At 58.5% G+C, this 18,492-nt stretch carries 29 protein-coding genes and 1 pseudogene; 6 read left to right on the top strand and 24 right to left on the bottom strand.

From position 1 onward, the window contains the following. From secY to rpsL, 24 genes and pseudogenes are all read right to left on the bottom strand, one after another. The coding region (secY, locus tag VJU77_16360) for a preprotein translocase subunit SecY (GenBank protein ID HKP04927.1) at window positions 1-1,204 on the bottom strand (1,204 nt) is incomplete at its 3' end. Between the two features lie 212 nt (window positions 1,205-1,416). Further along, window positions 1,417-1,845 (bottom strand): annotated as a pseudogene (rplO, locus tag VJU77_16355) (50S ribosomal protein L15). Further along, window positions 1,845-2,402: a 30S ribosomal protein S5 gene (gene rpsE / locus VJU77_16350; protein HKP04926.1), complete on the bottom strand. Its 558-nt coding sequence runs from the start codon at window positions 2,400-2,402 to the stop codon at window positions 1,845-1,847. Before rpsE ends, rplO begins: the two are co-directional and overlap by 1 nt. Window positions 2,403-2,408: 6 nt before the next feature. Next, window positions 2,409-2,774, bottom strand: coding sequence for a 50S ribosomal protein L18 (rplR, locus tag VJU77_16345; GenBank protein HKP04925.1), 366 nt, complete (start codon window positions 2,772-2,774; stop codon window positions 2,409-2,411). A 2-nt stretch (window positions 2,775-2,776) separates the two neighbouring features. Continuing rightward, the gene (gene rplF / locus VJU77_16340; protein ID HKP04924.1) at window positions 2,777-3,316 is read right to left on the bottom strand and encodes a 50S ribosomal protein L6; all 540 of its coding nucleotides are present in this window, start codon (window positions 3,314-3,316) and stop codon (window positions 2,777-2,779) included. A 15-nt stretch (window positions 3,317-3,331) separates the two neighbouring features. Further along, complete coding sequence (gene rpsH / locus VJU77_16335; GenBank protein HKP04923.1) at window positions 3,332-3,730, bottom strand: 30S ribosomal protein S8; 399 nt, start codon at window positions 3,728-3,730, stop codon at window positions 3,332-3,334. Beyond that, window positions 3,727-4,341 (bottom strand): 50S ribosomal protein L5, encoded by a 615-nt coding sequence (gene rplE, locus VJU77_16330; GenBank protein ID HKP04922.1) that lies wholly within the window; start codon window positions 4,339-4,341, stop codon window positions 3,727-3,729. Before rplE ends, rpsH begins: the two co-directional genes overlap by 4 nt. 3 nt (window positions 4,342-4,344) lie before the next feature. Continuing rightward, the gene (rplX, locus tag VJU77_16325) at window positions 4,345-4,683 is read right to left on the bottom strand and encodes a 50S ribosomal protein L24 (GenBank protein ID HKP04921.1); all 339 of its coding nucleotides are present in this window, start codon (window positions 4,681-4,683) and stop codon (window positions 4,345-4,347) included. A 142-nt stretch (window positions 4,684-4,825) separates the two neighbouring features. Continuing rightward, window positions 4,826-5,194, bottom strand: a complete 369-nt coding sequence (gene rplN, locus VJU77_16320; protein HKP04920.1) for a 50S ribosomal protein L14 — start codon at window positions 5,192-5,194, stop codon at window positions 4,826-4,828. A 17-nt stretch (window positions 5,195-5,211) separates the two neighbouring features. After that, a complete protein-coding gene (rpsQ, locus tag VJU77_16315; GenBank protein ID HKP04919.1) occupies window positions 5,212-5,505 on the bottom strand; it encodes a 30S ribosomal protein S17 in 294 nt (97 codons plus the stop codon). Between the two features lie 4 nt (window positions 5,506-5,509). Continuing rightward, window positions 5,510-5,728: a 50S ribosomal protein L29 gene (gene rpmC / locus VJU77_16310; GenBank protein HKP04918.1), complete on the bottom strand. Its 219-nt coding sequence runs from the start codon at window positions 5,726-5,728 to the stop codon at window positions 5,510-5,512. A 6-nt stretch (window positions 5,729-5,734) separates the two neighbouring features. Further along, window positions 5,735-6,160, bottom strand: coding sequence for a 50S ribosomal protein L16 (rplP, locus tag VJU77_16305; protein ID HKP04917.1), 426 nt, complete (start codon window positions 6,158-6,160; stop codon window positions 5,735-5,737). Window positions 6,161-6,184: 24 nt separating this feature from the next. After that, window positions 6,185-6,868 carry a 30S ribosomal protein S3 gene (rpsC, locus tag VJU77_16300; GenBank protein HKP04916.1) on the bottom strand — a complete coding sequence of 228 codons (684 nt, stop codon included), beginning with the start codon at window positions 6,866-6,868 and terminating at the stop codon, window positions 6,185-6,187. A 3-nt stretch (window positions 6,869-6,871) separates the two neighbouring features. Next, window positions 6,872-7,360, bottom strand: coding sequence for a 50S ribosomal protein L22 (rplV, locus tag VJU77_16295; GenBank protein ID HKP04915.1), 489 nt, complete (start codon window positions 7,358-7,360; stop codon window positions 6,872-6,874). Next, window positions 7,361-8,074 carry a hypothetical protein gene (locus VJU77_16290; protein HKP04914.1) on the bottom strand — a complete coding sequence of 238 codons (714 nt, stop codon included), beginning with the start codon at window positions 8,072-8,074 and terminating at the stop codon, window positions 7,361-7,363. A 125-nt stretch (window positions 8,075-8,199) separates the two neighbouring features. Beyond that, entirely contained in the window at window positions 8,200-8,478 is a 279-nt protein-coding gene (rpsS, locus tag VJU77_16285) for a 30S ribosomal protein S19 (GenBank protein ID HKP04913.1), read from the bottom strand. A gap of 9 nt (window positions 8,479-8,487) precedes the next feature. Continuing rightward, a complete protein-coding gene (gene rplB / locus VJU77_16280) occupies window positions 8,488-9,327 on the bottom strand; it encodes a 50S ribosomal protein L2 (GenBank protein ID HKP04912.1) in 840 nt (279 codons plus the stop codon). Window positions 9,328-9,332: 5 nt separating this feature from the next. Continuing rightward, window positions 9,333-9,617, bottom strand: coding sequence for a 50S ribosomal protein L23 (rplW, locus tag VJU77_16275; GenBank protein ID HKP04911.1), 285 nt, complete (start codon window positions 9,615-9,617; stop codon window positions 9,333-9,335). Beyond that, window positions 9,614-10,228: a 50S ribosomal protein L4 gene (gene rplD, locus VJU77_16270; protein HKP04910.1), complete on the bottom strand. Its 615-nt coding sequence runs from the start codon at window positions 10,226-10,228 to the stop codon at window positions 9,614-9,616. Before rplD ends, rplW begins: the two co-directional genes overlap by 4 nt. Continuing rightward, complete coding sequence (rplC, locus tag VJU77_16265) at window positions 10,228-10,878, bottom strand: 50S ribosomal protein L3 (protein ID HKP04909.1); 651 nt, start codon at window positions 10,876-10,878, stop codon at window positions 10,228-10,230. Before rplC ends, rplD begins: the two co-directional genes overlap by 1 nt. A 35-nt stretch (window positions 10,879-10,913) precedes the next feature. Beyond that, entirely contained in the window at window positions 10,914-11,225 is a 312-nt protein-coding gene (gene rpsJ, locus VJU77_16260) for a 30S ribosomal protein S10 (protein HKP04908.1), read from the bottom strand. Continuing rightward, window positions 11,222-13,399: an elongation factor G gene (fusA, locus tag VJU77_16255; protein HKP04907.1), complete on the bottom strand. Its 2,178-nt coding sequence runs from the start codon at window positions 13,397-13,399 to the stop codon at window positions 11,222-11,224. Before fusA ends, rpsJ begins: the two co-directional genes overlap by 4 nt. Window positions 13,400-13,408: 9 nt before the next feature. Then, window positions 13,409-13,882: a 30S ribosomal protein S7 gene (gene rpsG, locus VJU77_16250; GenBank protein ID HKP04906.1), complete on the bottom strand. Its 474-nt coding sequence runs from the start codon at window positions 13,880-13,882 to the stop codon at window positions 13,409-13,411. A gap of 34 nt (window positions 13,883-13,916) precedes the next feature. After that, window positions 13,917-14,330: a 30S ribosomal protein S12 gene (gene rpsL, locus VJU77_16245; GenBank protein ID HKP04905.1), complete on the bottom strand. Its 414-nt coding sequence runs from the start codon at window positions 14,328-14,330 to the stop codon at window positions 13,917-13,919. A 243-nt stretch (window positions 14,331-14,573) separates the two neighbouring features. Here rpsL and VJU77_16240 point away from each other — a divergent pair, with 243 nt between their 5' ends. From VJU77_16240 to VJU77_16215, 6 genes are read left to right on the top strand one after another with little or no spacing between them, the layout of a single operon-like run. Next, window positions 14,574-15,113, top strand: a complete 540-nt coding sequence (locus VJU77_16240; protein ID HKP04904.1) for a MarR family transcriptional regulator — start codon at window positions 14,574-14,576, stop codon at window positions 15,111-15,113. 13 nt (window positions 15,114-15,126) lie between these two features. Next, entirely contained in the window at window positions 15,127-16,392 is a 1,266-nt protein-coding gene (locus VJU77_16235; protein ID HKP04903.1) for a DCC1-like thiol-disulfide oxidoreductase family protein, read from the top strand. Continuing rightward, window positions 16,389-16,799: a hypothetical protein gene (locus tag VJU77_16230; protein ID HKP04902.1), complete on the top strand. Its 411-nt coding sequence runs from the start codon at window positions 16,389-16,391 to the stop codon at window positions 16,797-16,799. The genes VJU77_16235 and VJU77_16230 overlap by 4 nt, the downstream gene beginning before the upstream one ends. Then, window positions 16,796-17,689 (top strand): TIGR01777 family oxidoreductase, encoded by an 894-nt coding sequence (locus VJU77_16225; GenBank protein ID HKP04901.1) that lies wholly within the window; start codon window positions 16,796-16,798, stop codon window positions 17,687-17,689. The genes VJU77_16230 and VJU77_16225 overlap by 4 nt, the downstream gene beginning before the upstream one ends. Further along, entirely contained in the window at window positions 17,686-18,102 is a 417-nt protein-coding gene (locus VJU77_16220; protein ID HKP04900.1) for a hypothetical protein, read from the top strand. The genes VJU77_16225 and VJU77_16220 overlap by 4 nt, the downstream gene beginning before the upstream one ends. After that, window positions 18,103-18,489 carry a DoxX-like family protein gene (locus VJU77_16215; protein HKP04899.1) on the top strand — a complete coding sequence of 129 codons (387 nt, stop codon included), beginning with the start codon at window positions 18,103-18,105 and terminating at the stop codon, window positions 18,487-18,489. Window positions 18,490-18,492 lie beyond the last annotated feature (3 nt).

Raw genomic sequence — 18,492 nt, 5'->3', positions numbered from 1 at the left:
CAATCGCCGTTAAGAAGAGCGCGCCGGCAAATGTGAGGCGCGTCATTGTGTAATCGAGAAAATCCGCCGTCGGCTTGCCAGGTCGAACGCCAGGAATGTATCCGCCGTATTTCTTGAGGTCGTCGGCGATCTGTGACGGTTGAAACTGCGTTGCAACCCAGAAATAACTGAAGAAGAAAATCATCGCCGCGAGAATGACATAATGCAGCCAGCCAGTGGCAAGCATGTCGGAAATGGTTTTGGCCGTCCGGCTGTTCTGGAAGGCTGTGCTCACAATCACGTTTGGGAAGAGGAGCAGCGCCCAGGCGAAAATAATCGGCATGACGCCCGCGTAATTCACCTTCAGCGGCATATACTGGGTTTGGCCGCCATACATCTTCCGGCCCACCACCCGCTTTGCGTATTGCACGGTAATTTTGCGGACGCCCTGCGTCACCGCGATGACCGCGGCAATCACAATAAACAGGAACGCCACCATCAGGACCAGGATGGCCGGATTGACCTGGCTGGCGCCCGTCTCCGCCGAGGGGACAAAGGTCTTCCAGGCCTGCGCCAAAGCCGCGGGCAGGCGCGCGACGATGCCGATGGTAATGATCAACGAAATACCGTTTCCAATCCCGCGCTCCGTGATTTGATCACCGAGCCACATCAAAAACAATGTGCCTGTGGTGAGAGATAAAACGGTCACAATCCGGAACATCAACCCAGGATCGTCCACGAGTGGAATTCCTATCTTCGCCATCGTCTCGGTAATTCCCGGGAGCATGGTCTGGTAGGACTCAGGATGCTGAAATGAGATGGCGAGCAAATAGGCCTGCACCAGGCAGAGCGCCACGGTCGCATACCGGGTGTATTGCATGATTTTCTGGCGCCCGCCGTCTTCCTTGGCCAACCGGCCAAGCTTTGGAATCACCGCCGTAAGCAGCTGCATCATGATCGACGCGCTGATGTAAGGCATGATGCCGAGCGAAAAGATCGCGCAGTTTTCCAAGGCCCCGCCACTGAACAAATTAAAGAGAGCCGCGACGTTACTCCCCGTTTTCTCGGTGAGGGAGGTGCGGAACCACTCCTGGATAACGGCCTGGTTTACCCCCGGCGTGGTGATCGCTGCACCCAAACGCACGATCACGATGACCGCGAGGGTAAACAGGATCCGCCGCCGCAGTTCCGGAATTTTGACCGTGTTGAGAAACGCCGAGACCATCGCCTAGGATTTGTTGATCAACCGCAAAACTAGCGCTTCCGCGTTGATTTCTTCTTCGCCGCGGCCTTGGCAGGCGCCTTTTTCTTGGCCGCGGGTTTCCTGCTGGTCTTCGCCTTCGGTTGGGCATCCGAAGCCTCTTCCGCTGGTTCCGCCGCCTGAGTTGGCTTGTGCTCGGCCCGAGACCCCTGGACCGGCTTTTCCCGCATGGTTACGGTGCCGCCAGCCTTCTCGATTTTCTCCCGGGCGGAAGCACTGATCTTGTCCGCCTCGATCGTGAGCGCGTGTTTCAATTCGCCGTCTCCCAAAATCTTGAGACCGGCTCCCTGGCCACGAATCACCTTCGATTCCCGGAGAAGCTGCTCGTTCACGACCGTGCCTTCCTTGAAAGAACTCAGGTCGCTGAGGTTAACGATCGAGTAATTCTTGTGAAAAGCAGCGTTGTTGAACCCGCGTTTCGGCAGTCGCCGAATCAGCGGCATCTGGCCGCCTTCAAATCCGAGACGCAGGCTGCCGCCGGAGCGCGCTTTCTGTCCCTTATGGCCCTTACCGCTCGTCTTGCCGTGGCCGGAGCTTTCTCCGCACCCGAGACGCTTGACCCGGTGCTTTGAGCCGGGCCGCGTTTGCATGTTGTGCAGCCGGATCATGATTGCTCAGTCTCCTTTTGCTCGTTCACCCGGATCCCGCGGGTCTTCAAAATTTCATCGCGCCGGCGCAGGGCGCGCAATGCTTCAATCGTAGCCTTGACCACATTGGAGTGATTGCTGGAGCCGAGTGACTTCGCGAGGACGTCGCGGATTCCCACCGCCTCGACCACCGCGCGGACTCCGCCGCCGGCGATCACGCCCGTTCCCGGGGAAGCCGGACGCAGCAACACTCGCCCACCACCAAATTCGCCAATGGTTTCGTGCGGAATGGTGTTTTCGTGGAGCGACATTTTCTCCATCGATTTGCGGGCCGCTTCGGAAGCTTTCCGGATCGCCTCCGCGACCTCGTTCGCTTTTCCGAATCCGACGCCCACCTGGCCATCATGGTCGCCCGCGACGATAAGGGCGCTGAAGCTGAAACGCCGGCCGCCTTTAACGACCTTCGCGCAACGATTGATGAAGACCACCTTCTCGGTCGTGTCCCCTCTCGCTGCTGAACTTTTGTCTGTGTGGCGTTCCTGCCGTCGTCCGCCGCCGCTGTGTGGTTGTGCCATGGTATTCTAGAATTTCAATCCGCCTTCGCGGGCCGCGTCCGCCAGGGCTTTCACCTTGCCGTGATAAATGTGGCCGCCGCGGTCGAAGACGACGTTCTCGACTTTCTTCGAGATCAAACGCTCCGCGATCGCCTTGCCCACCAGCTCGGCGGAAGCGCGATTCGCCCCGCCCTTCGACTTGCCGATGATTTTCTCTTCGGTCGTTGCCGCCGAGACGAGGGTTTTGCCTGCGTCATCGTCGATGACCTGCGCATAGACATGCTTGCCGGAAAAATGCACCGCCAGGCGCGGCCGTTCCGCCGTCCCACTCACGCGTTTCCGAATCCGCTTGTGGATCCGGGTCCGGGTAATTTTACGATCGAGCAGCGCCATAACTATTGAACGGTTTTGCCTTCCTTCCGGCGGATCACTTCGCCAGCGTAGCGCACGCCTTTGCCTTTGTAAGGCTCCGGTGGGTAATAGCGCCGAATGTCCGCCGCGACCTGGCCGACCAACTTTTTGTCGATCCCCGTGATCGCGATCTTCGTGGCGTCAGTCACGGTGATTTTAATATCTTTCGGAATGGGAAACAAAATCGGGTGCGATTTCCCCAGGCTCAGGTTTAGAACCGCGCCCTGGACGGCCGCCTTAAAGCCGACGCCTTCGATTTCGAGGTTCTTGGCAAATCCCTCGCTCACTCCATGCACCATGTTGTTCACCAGGCTTCGGGAAAGACCGTGCAACGCCTTTACGCTCCGCGTCTCCGCGTCGCGCACGAGCGAAACCCGATTATCCTGCACGCTCGCCTTGATCTCGCGCGGCAAAGTCCATTGCAGCTTCCCTTTCGGTCCTTCCACGGCGACGGAGCCATCGTTGCCGATGTTCACCTTCACCTTGGCGGGAATCTCGACTGCTTTATTTCCAATCCGTGACATAACAAATTGCGCCGCTTACCAGACGTAGGCCAGCAGCTCGCCCCCCACGTTTTGCTTTTTGGCTTCCCGTCCGGAAAGGATCCCGCGCGGGGTAGAAAGAATCGAAACGCCCATTCCGCCGAGAACGCGCGGGATGTCCTGCGCCCCCACGTAACGGCGCAAGCCGGGCCGGCTCACGCGTTTCAGGCCGGTGATCGCGCTGGCGCGGTTGGCGATCTTGTTCGTAATCTTGATCCGGGGATGCGCCCCCTCGGTGTCCACCACGTAATCGGTGATGTACCCTTCATCCTTCAAAATGCGCACGATCTCCGCCTTGATTTTCGAGTACGGAACAAACATCTCGGATTTCTGCGCGTTGGCGGCATTGCGCACGCGCGCGAGAAGGTCAGCGATAGGATCTGTAACTGTGCTCATTTGGATTCGGTGGCTGGCGCGGCGGCGGGTTCCCCGGCGGAGGAAGTCGCCGTGGCGACCTTCTTGGCCCGGTCGCTGAACGGCATTCCCATTTCGCTCAGGAGCGACTTGGCCTCTTCGTTCGTCCGCGCCGTGGTGACGATGGTAACATCAAATCCGATGTTGCGCTTGATTTTATCGAGCTCGACCTCCGGAAAGATGGCCTGGTCGGAAACGCCCAGCGTATAGTTCCCATGTCCGTCAAACCCCTTGGGTGAGACTCCCCGGAAATCCCGGATCCGCGGCAGCGACGCCTTGATCAGGCGCTCGAGGAATTCATACATGTGCTCGCCCCGCAAAGTAACCTTGGCGCCAATCGCCTGGGCCTGGCGCAACTTGAAGTTCGCGATGCTCTTTTTCGCCCGCGTCTCCGCCGGCTTTTGCCCGCTGATCAGCGCCAGCTCCGCCTTCGCATCTTCGAGGGCCTGCTTTACGTCCGACTGCGAGCCGACCGACGTGTTGATCACGACCTTCTCCACCTTCGGGACTTGGTGCGGGTTCTTGTAACCATGCGTCTTCTGTAACGCCGGCATCACCCGGTTCTTGTAGTGCTCGTAAAATTCGTTCTTCACTGCCTATTCCTCTTTCGCTTCCTTGTTCTTGGAAGCTTTGCTCTTGGCCGGCTTCTCCTTCGTCGTTTTCTTCTTCGACTCCTTGCCTTTGCCTGCCGCCCGCTCCCCGCGCTCCAAAACCCTCACATTTGAAATGTGAATCGGGCCCTCGCGCTCAGCGATCTTCCCCTGGGGATTGTCCTGCGACTTCTTGAGATGCTTCTTGATCATCCGCACCCCTTCGATGAGCACGCGCTGTTTGCGCGCAATCACTTCGAGGACCTTCCCGGAGGAACCTTTGAAGTTCCCCGAAATGACCTCGACGTTGTCGCCTTTTCGGACGTGCAGTTTGATGCGGTTCATAAAATGGGAGGATAGGCTTCCAGCCTGTCTCGGCCGACAAGCATCCTGCTTGTCGATACGGCGACGAAAGCAACAGGCTGGCAGCCTGTCGCCCGAGTCAGGCAAGATGCCTGACTTCCGTTGTTCATTCCTGCCTTGCCAATCATAACACCTCCGGAGCGAGCGAGACAATTTTCATGAAATTGCGCTCCCGCAATTCGCGCGCGACCGGCCCGAAAATACGGGTGCCGCGCGGATTCAAATCTTTGTCGATCACGACGATCGCGTTGTTATCGAAGCGCAAAACCGAGCCGTCATTGCGTTTGATCGGCTGCTTGGTCCGGACGACGACCGCCCGAATTACTTCGCCCTTCTTCACCGTGCCGGTCGCACTCGCTTCCTTCACGTTGGCCACAATGACGTCACCAATGCTGGCTGATTGCGAGGTCCCCTTGCCGATCACGCCAATCATCGTCGCCATGCGTGCGCCGCTGTTGTCCGCCACATCAAGTCTGGATCGTAGGTAAACCATAAAAATCTTTTGCCTCGTTACTTCTGCACTACTTCGACTAGGCGCCACCGCTTCAACTTGCTCAGCGGGCGCGTTTCCATGATCCGGACCGTATCTCCGGCCTTGGCTTTGTTCTCCTCGTCGTGGGCGTAAAACTTCTTCATTTGTTTAACGATCTTGCCGAACTTTGCGTGCGGCACCCGCGTCACCGTCCTGACGACGATCGTCTTGTTCATTCCGCTCGAAATGACTTCGCCGGTGCGCGTCTTCCGCGTCCCGCGCGCGTCCGCACTCGAATCTGCCGTCGTCTTGTCCTGATTTTCCTCGGCCATAATGCTATTTCTTCTCCGGCTTTGTCACCTCTGCCTTGGCCGCGCGCTGTGCGAGAACCGTTTCAATCCGAGCCACATCCCGGCGCAGGAGCCGCAACCGGCTTGGCTGTTCGAGCTGTCCGCTTTGCTGCTGCAGGCGCAGGTGCAAACTCTCCTGGCGCATGTCGCGCTTCTTGGTCTGCAACTCGTCGGTGCTCATTTCTGCAACTTCTTTGAATTTCATAATCCGTTAGGCTGCGGCCACATGGTGCCGGGTCAGGAACTTCGTCCGGACTGGCAATTTATCCGCGGCGAGCCGGAGCGATTCGCGGGCGACCGATTCCGTGACGCCATCCAGCTCAAACAAAATGTTGCCCGGCCTGACCGTCGCCACCCAATACTCCGGCTGGCCTTTTCCCTTACCCATTCGGGTTTCCGGCGGACGCGAAGTGACCGATTTGTCCGGGAAAATCCGGATCCACAGTTTGCCTTTGCGCTTCATGCTGCGGGTCAGCGCCACCCGGGCTGCCTCGATCTGCGTATTGGTGATCCAGGCGCGTTCGAGGGTCTGCAAACCGAATTCGCCGAAATCAATTCTCAGATTACGCGAAGCGGTCCCCTTGCGGCTTCCCCGCTGGGTCTTCCGGTACTTCACGCGTTTGGGCATTAAGGCCATGGCGATATTTCCTTCGTAAAATTCTTAAGCTTCAACGGGCTCAGGCGGCGGCGGAAGAGCTGGCGCCGCGGCTTCGGCAGGCGCTTCTTCTTTCTTACACAACCAGCATTTCACTCCGATTTTGCCGTAAACGGTATTGGCCTCGGCAAAGCCGTAGTCGATCGGCGTCCGAAGGGTGTGCAGGGGAACTTTCCCTTCGCGATACCATTCCGACCGTGAAATCTCCGCTCCATTCAAGCGTCCCGAGCTGCGCAGGCGAATGCCCTGCGCTCCGAAATCCATCGCTACCTGCACCGCTTTCTTCATGGCCCGCCGATAAGCAATCCGGCGCTCAATCTGGAGTGCGACGTTTTCCGCCACGAGCTGCGCATCGAGCTCCGGCGTCTTGATTTCCTGGATGTCGATCTTGATTTGTTTCCCCTGCGCCATCTTCGAAATCTCTTCGGTCATCTTCTCGATCTCGGCTCCTTTGCGGCCGATCACGATGCCGGGGCGCGCGGTGTAAATGGTCACGCGAATGCTGTTCCAGGCGCGTTCGATCACGATCTTCGAAACCGCGGCAAACTGGAGCTTTTTCTTTACGTAGTCGCGAATCTTCAGGTCGCTGTGCAAAAAGTCCGGCATTTCCTGGGGCGAGGCGTACCACTTCGAACGCCAATCGCGATTCACCGCGAGACGAAACCCAACTGGGTTAACTTTTTGTCCCATAAATTACTCCTTCGCCTCCGACTGCTCGGACTTCTCTGGCTCAGCCTTCTTGGATTCCTTCGTATCCTTCGTATCCTTCGCGCCCTTTGTGTGAGTCTGCTTCTTCTTCGACCCACCGGCCTTCTTCCCGCCCTTCTTTTTGTCGCGGGTTTTGATTTCAATCTCGTCCGTCAAAATGATCCGGATATGGCTGCTGCGTTTTAGGATTCGGCTGCCGCTTCCCCGGGCGCGCGCCATCATTCGCTTCATTGTCGGGCCCTCTCCTACCGTCGCTTCCTTCACGACCAATCCATCCACCCGCAGGTTTGCGTTGTTCTCGGCGTTGGCGACCGCGCTCTTCAGCGTTTTCGCGATCAGGTGCGCAGCCTTCTTCGGGCTGAACGCCACCAGGTCCAGGGCCGCCGAAACCGGCAGACCCTGAATCGCACGGGTGACTTCGCGCACCTTAAACGCCGAAATCTTCGCGTACCGATATGTCGATCTAACTTGCATTTATTTTAAAGTTACGTTCTTGCGAGCGTCCGCCTGGAGGCGATCGCCCACTCTTATTTTCTCTTTTTCAGAACCCATTTCTTGAATCACCGCGCCGCAAATCCGCTGCCGCACGTCCACTACTCGCAACGTCGCAATCAACTTTTCCCCGCGCATCACCCGCATCGGCATTCCCGTCTTCACGCCCTGCTTTTCCCCGATGTTGCCGACCACCAGCGACCATTCTTCCTTTAGGCTGATCACGCTGCCGTCCATCAACGTTCCCGTTTCCGCCGGCGCATTCTGTATTTTCGCAACCAGCTCGTTCGTCCGGCGCAATTCCGCTTCGACTTCCATCCGCGCCCCGGCGTCACCCCCACTCGAGGTTTTCAGCAGATGCAGAATCGCCTCGCTCAGGCGCAAACTCTGATCCCGATATTGCTCGCGTTCCTTTTGCGATAGGTGCAGGTCCGAGACCGCGGTCAGGAGCCGTTGCTCCAGCTTCGCCCGGTCCTTGTCCGCTGCTTCGAGTCCCAGCGCTTCCATGCGCAACTGGAGATCCGTGTATTTCCGGCGAAAAACTTCCGCCTGCACATTCGATTCCGCCAGACTGTCCGTTAATGTCGTGACCGTCTCGCGGGCAAGCGACAATTCCCTCCGCAGCGCTTCGTTTTGGGAAAGCAAATCCGCGGCGGTCACCTTCGTGTCCGCATTTTCAATCTTGGATTCTGTCAAAGAACTGTTCTCTGCTGCCAGCAGCAGAGAAGTTGAGAGTAAATAGTTGAGAGTGGAGAGCCGCACTTTCCCGGCTCGCCGCCTTCCAACAAATCGTCTCTCAACACTCAACTAAAAACTCTCAACTACTTCGTCACCTTCGCCGTGTGCGAACCGTGTTTCTTAAAGACTCGCGTCGGCGAAAATTCACCGAGCTTGTGACCCACCATGTTCTCCGTCACAAACACGGAGATAAAAGTTTTGCCGTTGTGCACCATAAAGGTATGGCCAACGAAATCGGGCGTCACCATCGAGCGACGCGCCCAGGTTTTTACCGGCTTCTTGATGCCCGACGTATTCATCTTGTCGATCTTCTCGAGAAGATGCGGCGCCACGAACGGTCCTTTTTTCAGTGATCTGGCCATATCCTAAAATTATTTCTTCCGGCGGTCCTGCATGATGAAACGGTCGCTCGGTTTGTGTTTCGCCCGGGTCTTAAATCCTTTCGCCAGCTGTCCCCACGGACTGACTGGATGATGCCGTCCGCCGCCACCCTTCGATTTACCCTGGCCGCCGCCCATCGGGTGATCGATCGGGTTCATGACCATGCCGCGGACATGCGGGCGCCGTCCCTGCCAGCGGGTCCGCCCAGCCTTGCCGCTGGAGACGTTCATGTGATCGACGTTGCCAACCTGGCCGATCGTCGCGAAACAGGTCTCGTGAATCCGGCGAATCTCGCCTGAAGGGAGTTTGACCAGCGCATAGCCGGCTTCGCGGTTGCTGAGCGTGGCCTGCTGCCCGGCGCTCCGGGCAATCTGCCCACCGCGGCCCGGCGCAATTTCAATGTTGTGAATATTCGCGCCGAGGGGAATGACGCTGAGCGGCAAAGCATTTCCGAGATCGGGCGCGGCGTCATTTCCCGACATCACGCTTGCGCCGACGGTCAGTCCGTCCGGAGCCAGGATGTAACTCATCTCGCCGTCCGCGTATTTGAGAAGAGCAATCCGCGCCGTACGATTCGGGTCGTATTCGATCGCCGTCACTTCGGCCGCGACACCGTGCTTGCGTCGTCTGAAATCGATCTTCCGGTACTTCTGCTTGTGGCCGCCACCGATATGACGCGCCGTCAGCCGGCCGTTATTGTTCCGGCCGCCGCTTCTTTTTTTTACCTCGATGAGGCTCTTATGCGGCTTCGATTTGGTGATCTCAGTGAAAGCCGGAAGCGACTTGAACCGAAGCGTGGGAGTAAGCGGACGAAAACTTTTGAGAGCCATAACGGTTAGACGAGATCGATCTTCTCGCCTTCCTTGAGCGTTACGATTGCCTTTTTCCAATGCGCCTTGCGGCCGAAATCAGCCCGGCGTTCGCGCTTCTTTTTCCCGGCATAATTGCAGGTGTTCACCGCCACGACCTTCTTGTTGAAAAGGCGCTCGATCGCCTGCTTGATCTGGATCTTGTTCGCCCGCGGCGAGACCCGGAAAACGTATTTGTTTTGCTTCTCGCTCAGGAGCGAAGCCTTTTCCGTCAGCTGAACGGTCTGGATGAAATCGTATGGTTCGTTCATTCGCGGTTCATCCTTTCGGCCAAATGCTCCAACGCTGCCGGCGTGATCAAAATCTTGTCGAAGGCGAGCAATTGCTCCGCATTCACATTAGCGGCCGTCGCGAGCAGGACGGGCTTCACGTTCCGGGCGGAGCGATAGGTGTTCTCATCGAATGAATCCGAGAGCACCAGGACTTTCCGGGCGTCCGTCTGCTTCTTTACCAGGGCGACGAACGATTTCGTCTTCGGATCGGTAACCCCGAATTTATCGACGGTCAGCACATCTCCGGCTTTGATCCGCTCGCTCAATGCCTTTTGAAACGCGAGGCGGCGCAAGGTCTTCGAAGTCTTCTTTGAGTAATCGCGAGGATGCGGTCCAAAGACCACGCCACCTCCGCGCCAGACGGGCGACGACTTATAGCCCGCCCGCGCCCGGCCGGTGCCTTTCTGCCGCCAGGGTTTTGCGCCGGAAAGATTAACCGTCGCTTTCGTCTTGGTGCTCGCAGTGCCGGATCGGCGCGCCGCCCGCATGGCCACGACCACGTCGTGCAACGCCTGGGTTCCGCGACCGGTCTCGATTAATTCGATCTTGGCTTCCTTCGCCGCCTCCGCCGTTAAAACCTTTGCGCTCATTATTTCTTAGCGCCTTCCGCCGCTGGTTTCTTAATCGCCGGCCGGATCACGACATAACTGCCGTTCGATCCCGGGACCGCGCCGCTAATCAAAATCACTTTCTCGTTTTCGCGCACCTGCATCACCTGCAGGTTTTGCACGGTCACGCGCTCGTCGCCCATGTGACCAGGCATGCCCATGTTTTTCCAAATGCGACCCGGGGTAGAACGATTGCCGACGGCGCCGTTGCGCCGATGGGTCTTCGAGCCATGCGCCGCGCCCTGACCCTGGAAATTGTGCTTCTTCATGACGCCCTGGAAGCCCTTGCCCTTCGAGCGGCCAATGACGTCCACCCAGTCGCCTGGTTGAAACTGCGTCACGCTCAAATTGATCTCGCCTTCCGGCGCATCCGCTTCGAGGCGAAATTCGCGCATCAATTTCTTCGGCTCGGCGCCGGCTGCCTTGAATTCGCCGAGTAATGCCTTCGTGACGCGCGACTCTTTTTGCGCGCCAAACCCAACTTTCACGGCGGAATAACCGTCGTTCTCCGCCGTAACCCGGCGCAAAAGCACGTTATCGCCCGCCGCGATCACGGTCACCGGACGCATCCGACCATTCGCGTCGTAAACGCTGGTCATGCCGATTTTTTGTCCTAGTAAACCGATGCTCATGATCGTGGGCTTGCAAATTTGTTAAAAATAGACCGCTAAATTTTGATGGTGATGTCCACGCCCGCCGGCAGGTTCAGTTTCTTGAGCTCGTCGACCGTTTTCGCGGTCGGCTCGATGATGTCGAGCAGGCGTTTGTGCGTGCGGATTTCAAATTGATCCATCGACTTTTTGTCGACGTGCGGGGAACGGTTCACCGTGAATTTCTCGATCAGCGTCGGCAGTGGGATCGGTCCCGCCACCCGGGCGCCCGTGCGCTTGGCGGTCTCGACGATGTCGATCGCGGATTGATCGAGCATCCGGTGATCGAACGCCTTCAAACGAATGCGAATGCGCTGGCCGTTCGTCATTTCGTCTCCTTCTGGTCAAGGATCGCGCTGACGAGGTTCGTCGGCACCTGCTCGAAGTGCGACGGCTCCATCGAATAACTGGATCGGCCTTTCGACAGCGAACGGATCGCGGTCGCGTAACCGAACATTTCCGCGAGAGGCGCTTCGGCGTTCACAATGGTCAGGTTACCGCGCGCTTCGATGCTGTTGACCTTCGCGCGACGGCGATTCAAATCCCCGATGATGTCGCCCTGATATTCTTCCGGGGTCGAGTTCTCGACCTTCATGATTGGCTCGAGCAGGATCGGCTTCGCCTTCTTGAAAGCGTCTTTGACCGCGAAAATTGCCGCGAGCTTGAACGCCATTTCGTTCGAGTCGACGTCGTGAGATGAGCCGTCGACGATATCGACGTGGGCATCAATGACCTGGTAGCCGCCCACGACGCCATTCAGCATCGCTTCTTCGATGCCTTTCTTGCAGGCGCCGATGTATTCCTTCGGAATATTTCCGCCGACCACTTTGTTGTCTATGGTGATCCCTTTGCCGCGCTCGTTCGGATGAACTTTGATGATCACGTGGCCGTATTGACCGCGGCCACCTGATTGCTTGATCAATTTTCCTTCGCCGTCGGCGTTCGCCGTGATCGTTTCGCGATACGCGATCTGCGGCTTGCCCGCGTTCGCGTCGACCTTGAACTCGCGGAACATGCGGTCGCGAATGATTTCGAGGTGAAGCTCGCCCATGCCCGCGATAATCGTCTGGCCAGTGTCCTCGTGCGTGAAAACGCGGAAAGTCGGGTCTTCCTCGGCGAGGCGCTGGAGCGCGGTCGCCATTTTCTCCTGGTCCTGCTTTGTCTTCGGCTCAATCGCCATGGAGATAACCGGCTCCGGAAACGAGGGCGGCTCGAGCAGAATCGGGTGGTCCTCATCGCAAAGCGTGTCACCGGTGGTGATGTTCTTAATGCCGACGATGGCGGCGATGTCGCCCGAGTAACAGGTCTCGATGTCTTCGCGCTTGTCCGCCTGGATCTGGATCAACCGCGAAATGCGTTCGCGCTTATTCGTGCGCGGGTTGTAAACCGTGTCGCCCTTCGAAAGCGTGCCGGAATAAACCCGGAAGAAAACGAGTTTGCCGACGAATGGGTCACTCCAAAGCTTGAAGGCGAGCGAACAGAAAGTGCCGTTGTCATCCGTCGCCGCTTCCATCGCTTCGTGCGTGTCCGGCTCCATGCCTTTCGCAGGCGGAATATCGAGCGGGCCCGGGAGATAATCGATGACCGCGTCGACGAGATATTGGACGCCCTTATTCTTGAAAGCGCTTCCGCCCACGACCGGCACGAACTTGTTCGCGATAGTTTGGCGGCGAATGCCCGCTTTCAGCATCTCGGGCGTAATCTCGCGCTCTTCGAGAACGGCTTCCGCAACTTCGTCGTCGATATTCGAGATTTGCTCGACCAGATCGGCGTAGGCTTTCTCGACAACATCTTTCTGGTCGGCCGGGACGTCGGTCACTTCGTAGGTCGAGCCCATGACGTCGTTGTCCAAATACAGGACGGCCTTGCGGTTAACGACGTCGAGCTGGCCCTTCAGATAATCTTCTTTGCCGAGGGGAATCAGGATCGGCCAGGCGTTCGCGGCCAGCTTGTCCCGCATGCTCTTGATCGACATGACGAAGTCCGCGCCGACGCGATCCATCTTGTTGATGAACGCAATCCGCGGGACACCGTACTTGTTCGCCTGGCGCCAAACCGTTTCCGACTGCGGCTGCACCCCGGCCACCGCATCGAACACCGCGATCGCGCCGTCCAGCACGCGGAGGGAACGCTCGACTTCGGCCGTGAAATCCACGTGGCCGGGCGTGTCGATGATGTTCACCCGCATCTTGATGCCTTCAAAAGTCTTATAGACGCCTTCCTCTTTCTTCTGCATCCAGGCGCAGGTCGTGGCGGCGGAAGTAATCGTGATCCCGCGCTCGCGTTCCTGCTCCATCCAGTCCGTCACGGTAGTGCCTTCGTGCACTTCACCGATCTTGTGGATCATGCCGGTATAAAAAAGAATGCGTTCCGTCAGCGTCGTCTTTCCGGCGTCAATGTGGGCCGCAATGCCGATGTTTCGCGTCCGTTCGAGCGGAAACTTGCGATTGGCCGAATTGGGATTCTTCGTCGTCACGGGTTTTTCTAGAGTCGCAGTAGCCATCGAAAATCCTTACCAGCGGAAATGAGCAAAGGCGCGGTTGGCCTGCGCCATCTTGTGAGTGTCGTCGCGCTTCTTGATCGCGTTGCCCTGGCCGGACGCGGCGTCTTTCAATTCAGCGGCGAGCGCGTCAGCCATGGTCATGCCGCGGCGGCCGTCCGCGTATTGGACGATCCAGCGCATGGCGAGAGAAATTTGGCGGGCCGGGGTTACTTCCATCGGCACCTGATAAGTGGCGCCACCGACGCGGCGCGACTTTACTTCGAGGCGCGGCCGAACATTTTCCAGCGCCTTGTTGACGATCTCGAGCGGATCAACCGCGTCCGAACCTTCGCGGGACTTATCGATCGCGGTGTAAACAATCCGTTCCGCGAGCGACTTCTTGCCCCGCTTCATCACGGTGGAAATAAGGCGGGCGACGGCCGGACTCCCATAACGCGAGTCGAGCTTCTCCTCCTTTTTGTAAACTTTCCGCCGGCGAGACATGTGATTCGGTTTCCGTACTTTTTAGGGGGCTAAATTATTTCTTGGGTTTGGCTTCCTTGGCCGCTGCATCGCCCGCGGCTTTTGGACGTTTCGCGCCGTATTTCGAACGGCTGCGACGGCGTCCATCCACCCCGAGGCTATCGAGCGTTCCCCGCACAATGTGGTAACGCACGCCCGGCAAATCCTTCACGCGTCCGCCTCGCACGAGCACGATCGAGTGCTCCTGGAGATTGTGTCCTTCGCCGGGTATGTAGGCAATCACTTCCTGGCCATTCGTCAACCGCACTTTCGCCACTTTCCGCAGGGCAGAATTCGGCTTCTTCGGTGTGCGGGTCATGACCTGCGTGCACACCCCGCGGCGCTGCGGACAATTCTTCAGGGCCGGTGATTTGGATTTCACCGAGACCTTCTTTCGTCCCTTGCGAATAAGCTGATTGATTGTTGGCATTTCGTTAAATTAAAAGCCGCCCGATCTTCAAATCCGGGCGACAAAAAAACCGCACAGGCCGGCGCGCTCACTTCCCACGCTCTTCCCACGCACCTGATGCGGAGAGCGGGCAATATAGGAACGAATCCAAGGCCCGCAACAATATTTTCAGAGGTTTTTCAGGGAAATGTTGGAAAGCGAAATTTGGCTTGTTTTCCGCGAAACTTTCTCTAATTTCTGTCTAGACAGAAAAGACCGAACACGATGAAAGACCTGCCGCCCGTTGCTCAAAAATTCATCCTCCACTGGGGAGAGATGGGCACCCGCTGGGGCATCAATCGCACCGTCGCCCAGGTCCACGCCCTTCTCTTCCTCTCCGAGACGCCGCTCCCGGCCGACGAGATTGCGAAAACCCTGGGCGTCGCCCGCTCCAACATCAGCACCAGCCTGCGCGAGCTTCAGAACTGGGGCATCGTCCGGATCGTTCACGTCATCGGCGATCGCCGCGATCACTTTGAATCGATGAAGGATGTTTTCGCCATGTTCCGGGTCATCGCCCGCGAGAGGAAGAAGCGGGAGATCGAACCGACCCTGCGGGTGTTGCGCGATTGCATCGCGGAATCGGGCAAACCGAAGGCCGCGTCTCCGCACACCCGGGAGCGGCTGAGTGACCTGGTGAATTTCTTCGAGATCGCCACGAATGCCTATGAGCAAATGGAAAAGCTGCCGACCCCGGCGGTTTTGAAACTGGCGAAGCTTGGCGACAAAGCCTTCAAACTTCTGGGAGTGGGAGCGGCGGCCTAAAAAAATTTATCCAATGATTTCTGAGCTGACAGAAACAACAGAACGTGCGGAATTCATTCCCTTCTGCGGCTGGATCTTTTTCGACGAGGATTGCAGCTTCTGCCGCGACCTCGTCCTGCGTTTCGAACCGGTATATGCGAAGCGCGGATTCCATTTCGAACCACTCCAGCGCGAATGGGTTCGGGATCGACTCAATCTCACCGCAGCACAGGCGCTGGAGGAAATGCGCGTCCTGACCGCCGACGGCTGCGTCTTTGGCGGCGCCGATGCCGTCGTCTTTCTCGCCCGCCAGCTTTGGTGGGCAACACCTTTCGCGTGGCTTGCCCGAGTCGGATTCATTCACGCCTTGCTCGATCGCTCCTACCGCTGGGTTGCCGCTCATCGCACCTGCGCGATCAACCGGGCTCCAACGCCATCGATCCCGGCGCGAACTCGCTGGCTCGCTCTGCTCCTCCTTCCCCTCCTTGCTCTCGGCGCCAAACCATTCGTCTCGGCTTGGGTGTTCATGTGGGCGATGGCTTTCGCCATTTTTCTCGGGTGCAAATGGCTCACGCTCGGCATCGCCGTCGATCGCGCCGCCCGAGTTTGCCCGTTCCGTGCCGCCGCCTTTCTTTTGGCGTGGCCGGGAATGGACGCGATGCGTTTTCTCTCCCCCAATCTGGCCCCAGCCGTTCGTCGCTCAGCTCTGCTCAAGAATACTGTTCTGGCCACGGTCCGCATTCTGATCGGGGCGATCCTCCTTTTTGCTATCGCGCGCCGCAGGAGCGATCCGATCGTCGCCGGCTGGATCGGAATGGCCGGGATGGTTCTGATTCTGCACTTCGGCTTGTTCGCGCTCCTCAGCGCGGGCTGGCGCGCGCTACGGGTGGACGCCGCGCCGATCATGGATTCGCCGTTGCGCTCCACATCAATCGCGGAGTTCTGGGGCCGTCGCTGGAACGGCGCGTTCAACGATCTCGCGCTCGGGCTGGTTTTCCGGCCGGCGGCGCGTCGGGTCGGCGTCTTCGGCGCAACGCTGCTGGCCTTCGGCGTTTCCGGACTCATTCACGAACTGGTGATCTCGCTGCCGGCCGGAGCAGGCTACGGATTACCAACCGGTTATTTCCTGCTTCAGGGGCTGGCCGTCATCGCTCAACGGAAGGCGGTAGTCTTGCGCGGCGCTGTTTCCGGCTGGTTTTTTACGATCCTGATCGTCGCCGGGCCGGCCTACTGGCTTTTTCATCCGCCATTCGTCAATCGGGTGGTCCACCCTTTCATGCAAGCCATCGGAGCTTTATGAAATCGCTTCTGATCCTGGGCGGCTTGTTACACTTCGTGATTCTGATCGCGAGTGCGCTGACACCGCGCCTGCTCGACTGGCGCGGGAATCTCGCGGCGCTCCATCCGTTTCTCCGCCGTCTCTTTTGGGTTTACGGCGCTTTCATCGTCCTGGTGATAATCTCCTTCGGGACGCTGACCCTTCTTAGAGCGGACGAACTCGCCTCGACTGCTCCCCTCGCCCGGACGGTTTGCGCGATGATCGCGATTTTCTGGCTGGCGCGTCTGGCCGTGCAGTTCTTCGTCTTCGACGCACGACCGTTTCTTACCTCGGCATTTCGGCGCATCGGCTATCACGGACTGACATCTCTCTTCAGCGCGCTTGTCTTTATTTACGGCGCTGCAGCCCTCAACCTCCATCCGCTATGAAACGAATCATTCTCGCCGGCGGCAGCGGTTTCGTGGGCAGCGCTCTTGTGCCAGCCTTGCGAACCAAAGGCTACCAACCAGTCGTGCTCGGACGCGGTTTGACGGACCTGCAATGGGATGGCCGAACGCTAGGCCCCTGGGCGAGCGCGCTTGAGGGCGCCGAAGCTGTCATCAATCTCACCGGCAAGAACATCAATTGCCGCCACACCGAGGAGAATCGACGGGAGATATTACAGTCGCGCGTCCATTCGGTCCTGGCCCTCGGCGAGGCGATAAGGCGATGCGCGGTGCCGCCGACGACTTTTGTGCAGGCCAGCGGCATCGGCTATTACGGCGAAACCGGCGACCGCGTGGCCGATGAAGATTCCCCGCCGGGCGACGACTTTCCGGCGGAAGTCTGCCGGAAATGGGAAGGCGCCTTCTACGAGCTGGAGCTGGCGACGACGCGAAAAGTTGTTCTGCGCCTGGGCGTCGTCTTGGGTCGCGATGGAGGAGCGCTGCCGATGTTGGAAAAACTGACCCGCTGGTTCCTGGGCGGCGCGGTCGGCGATGGCAGGCAGTTCATGAGCTGGATTCACCTGGCGGATATCGTGCGGATGTTCGTATCGGCGATCGAGCAGCGGGAATTGAGCGGCGATTTCAACGCGTGCTCGCCCGAGCCCGTGACGAATGCCGAATTCATGCGGGCACTGCGTCACGCGTTGCACCGCCCCTGGAGCCCGCCCGTTCCCGCGCCATTCGCGCGAGCCGGGGCGTGGGTCATGGGAACCGACGGCGACCTCGCCCTGACCAGTTGCCGCTGTATGCCGCGGCGATTCCTCGACCACGGATTTGATTTTCAATTCCCAAACCTCCGCGATGCCTTCGCGGACCTCTATCCAAAACAATGAAACTCGAACTCCTCCTCCGCCTGGCCGCGCTCGCCCAACTCGGCGTCGTCTTCCTAAACCTGTTCCTGATTCGAATCATGAAATGGCGCCCGGACCTCGACGCGATGCCGCTCCTTCTCCGCGAGGTGTTCCAGATTCACGTCTATTTCATTTCGATCACGCTCGCGATTTTCGGCGCAATCACCTGGCAATTCGCCGGGGATATCGCAAACGCGGCCCATCCCCTCTGCGTCTGGCTCGCGCTCGGGATCGGCGTTTTTTGGGCGATCCGCTCGGTGATGCAATGGACCCATTACAGCGCGGTCCATTGGCGGGGTGATCGGCTTCGCACCGTCATTCACTGGATGCTCTTTGTCGGTTACGGCGCGTTCGCCGCCGTTTACTTCACCGCCGCCAACCGCGGCTTTCACTAAATGAAGAACGTCGTCACTTTTTCTCGACTCGCCCTGGGCGCGGTCTGGTTTTACGAAGGACTTGTTCCGAAGCTCCTGTTCGTACGGCCGGATCAAGTCGAGCTCGTTCGCCGATCCAGCTTCTATTTCGGAACGCCGGAATTTTTCCTGCAGTTGCTCGGCGCGGCCCAGGTCGGGTTTGCGATCTGGCTGCTGGCGGGGTTCGCGGAACGACTGGCCGTCGCAATCGCCACTCTCGGCATGTGGATCCTGATCGTCCTGGTGGCGATGGCGAACCCAGCGATGCTGACCGATCCCTACGGCGCGCTGATCAAGGATCTTTGTCTCACCGCCTGCGCCTACACCGTCTGGTCGCTTTCACCCCGCGCTGCGCAAGAGACGCGTTGATCT

The sequence above is a fragment of the Chthoniobacterales bacterium genome (assembly GCA_035274845.1).
In the GTDB taxonomy this organism is placed as follows: domain Bacteria; phylum Verrucomicrobiota; class Verrucomicrobiia; order Chthoniobacterales; family UBA10450; genus AV80.
Note: the sequence above shows the minus strand (reverse complement) of the source record. Positions and strands in the feature narration are given on the sequence as shown.